This window comes from Mesorhizobium sp. M5C.F.Ca.IN.020.32.2.1, assembly GCF_004023105.1.
GTDB lineage: Bacteria > Pseudomonadota > Alphaproteobacteria > Rhizobiales > Rhizobiaceae > Mesorhizobium > Mesorhizobium wenxiniae.
The window spans coordinates 1-2325 of sequence record NZ_RZSX01000940.1 but is presented as its reverse complement, the minus strand read 5'-3'; the positions used below and the strand labels follow the sequence as shown (position 1 = coordinate 2325).

Below are 2325 nucleotides of genomic sequence, written 5' to 3'. Positions count from 1 at the left end.
GCGTCCATCAGGGCGACGCATTCAGCCTGCAAGGGCGCAGCATCCTCAAGCAGGCGCTCGAGCGCCTGCTTGAGGATGCTGCGCCCTTGCAGGCTGAATGCGTCGCCCTGATGGACGCCGCCGACCGCGTGCTGGCGGAGCCGCTTCTGGCGCTCCGCACCCAGCCGCCGTTCAACGCGTCCGCCATGGACGGCTATGCCGTGCGGGCCGAGGACGTCGCGTCCGTGCCCGCAAGGCTTTCGGTGATCGGCATGGCGCCGGCCGGACGCGGCTTTGCCGGAACAGTCGGCCCGGCGCAGGCCGTGCGCATCTTCACCGGCGCGCCGCTTCCTGCAGGCGCCGACACCATCGTTATCCAGGAGAATGCCAGGGATCTCGGCGGCGGCAGCGTCGAAGTGACCGCGTCGACGGTTGAAGGCCGCAACATCCGCCGCCTCGGGCTCGATTTCTCGAAGGGCGATGTCCTGCTGGAGAAAGGCCGCCCGCTTGATCCGGCGGCATTGTCGCTGGCGGCGTCGGCCAACCACCCGCAGGTCAGCGTGGTGAAACGGCCGCTGATCGCCATCATCGCCACCGGCGACGAATTGCTGCCGCCGGGCAGCGACCTTGGCCCCGACCAGATCATCTCGTCCAATGCCTATGGCGTCGCCGCCGCGGCCCGCTCGGTCGGCGCCAGCGCGCTCGATCTCGGCATCGCCCCCGATCGCAAGGAGGCGATCGCCACGCTGGTGAAACAAGCGGTCGACGCAGGCGCCGACGTTATTGTCACGCTGGGCGGCGCCTCGGTCGGCGACCATGACCTGGTCCATGACGTGCTGACCGGTGAAGGCATGACGCTCGATTTCTGGAAAATCGCCATGCGGCCCGGCAAGCCGTTGATGTTCGGGCGGCTGGGCGACATCCGCTGCATCGGCCTGCCTGGCAATCCGGTGGCGAGCCTGGTCTGCACGCAGCTCTTTCTGAAGCCGCTGCTTGCGCGGTTCGGCGGCCGCGCCTTCCGGCAGGACATGCGTCAGGCGCGGCTCGGCGCCGCCATGCCGGCCAACGATCTCAGGCAGGATTATGTACGCGCGGTGGTGAAGGAAGAAGCCGGCACGCCACTGGCGACCCCGTTCGGCGTCCAGGATTCCTCGATGCTCAAAATGCTGGCCGACGCCAACGGGCTGATCGTGCGCGAGCCATTCGCTCCCCCAGCCGCGACGGGCGCCGCGTGCAGCGTACTGATGCTACGCTGAACAAAACGTCAACACATTCATTAAACTTTAAACGGTTGCGGAACACAACTGGAACAGATAGTGTTTGTTCTGGGTTTGTTTTTCTGATTCTGTTGGGGGTCGCGATGCTGACACGCAAACAACATGAACTGCTGATGTTCATCCACGAGCGGCTGAAGGAAAGCGGCATTCCGCCCTCGTTCGACGAGATGAAGGAAGCGCTCGACCTCGCCTCGAAGTCGGGGATCCATCGGCTGATCACGGCGCTGGAGGAGCGCGGTTTTATTCGCCGCCTGCCCAACCGGGCCCGCGCGCTGGAGGTGCTGCGCCTGCCCGATTCGATCGCGCCCGGCCTCAATGCGGCGCGCAAATTCTCGCCAAGCGTCATTCAGGGCAGCCTTGGGCAGGGCAGCCTCGGACGACAGATCAAACCGGCGCCTTCGCGCCTGCCCGCGGCCGGCAATGACGACGACGTCGTTGCCACCATCTCCATACCGGTGATGGGCCGCATCGCTGCCGGTGTGCCGATCGACGCCATCCAGCACCAGACGCATTCGATCTCGGTACCACCGGACATGATCACCGGCGGCACGCACTACGCGCTGGAGGTCAAGGGTGATTCGATGATTGAGGCCGGCATTTTCGACGGCGACACGGTCATCATCCGCAACGCCGACACCGCCCAGCCTGGCGAGATCATCGTTGCGTTGGTCGACGAGGAGGAAGCGACGCTGAAGCGGTTCCGCCGCAAGGGCGCCTCGATTGCACTGGAAGCCGCCAATCCGGCCTATGAGACGCGCATCTTCGGGCCGGACCGGGTCAAGGTGCAAGGCAAGCTCGTCGGACTGATCCGGCGTTACTGAGCGGCAGGCTTCTTGGGTTTCTCGGCCCTGCGGTATGGCGGCAAGCCCCTCGCCTCGCGCGAAAATCTCCGCTGCTCGTGCCAGGGCCTATATGGCTGTCTGACGGCAAAACGGATTTCTGCGCGCGTCGTCGCTGATAGCGGATCGAAGAAGACGGCGGCACTGCCCATGCGAGCGAGCTGCCGTTTGGTGACGACGAGAACCAGCGGATTGCGGCAGGGATTATAATAGGCTGTGGCATCGTCGAT

The 2325-nt window shown here is 65.2% G+C and carries 2 protein-coding genes and 1 pseudogene; 2 read left to right on the top strand and 1 reads right to left on the bottom strand.

The features are described 5' to 3' along the window. The first annotated feature begins 41 nt into the window (after window positions 1–41). Complete coding sequence (glp, locus tag EOA86_RS31190; protein ID WP_128345124.1) at window positions 42–1235, top strand: gephyrin-like molybdotransferase Glp; 1194 nt, start codon at window positions 42–44, stop codon at window positions 1233–1235. A gap of 104 nt (window positions 1236–1339) precedes the next feature. Continuing rightward, window positions 1340–2077 (top strand): transcriptional repressor LexA, encoded by a 738-nt coding sequence (gene lexA / locus EOA86_RS31185; protein ID WP_065009592.1) that lies wholly within the window; start codon window positions 1340–1342, stop codon window positions 2075–2077. Here lexA and EOA86_RS39675 read toward each other — a convergent pair. After that, window positions 2071–2325, bottom strand: a pseudogene (locus EOA86_RS39675) (competence protein); the annotation flags it as partial. The gene lexA and the pseudogene EOA86_RS39675 overlap by 7 nt on opposite strands.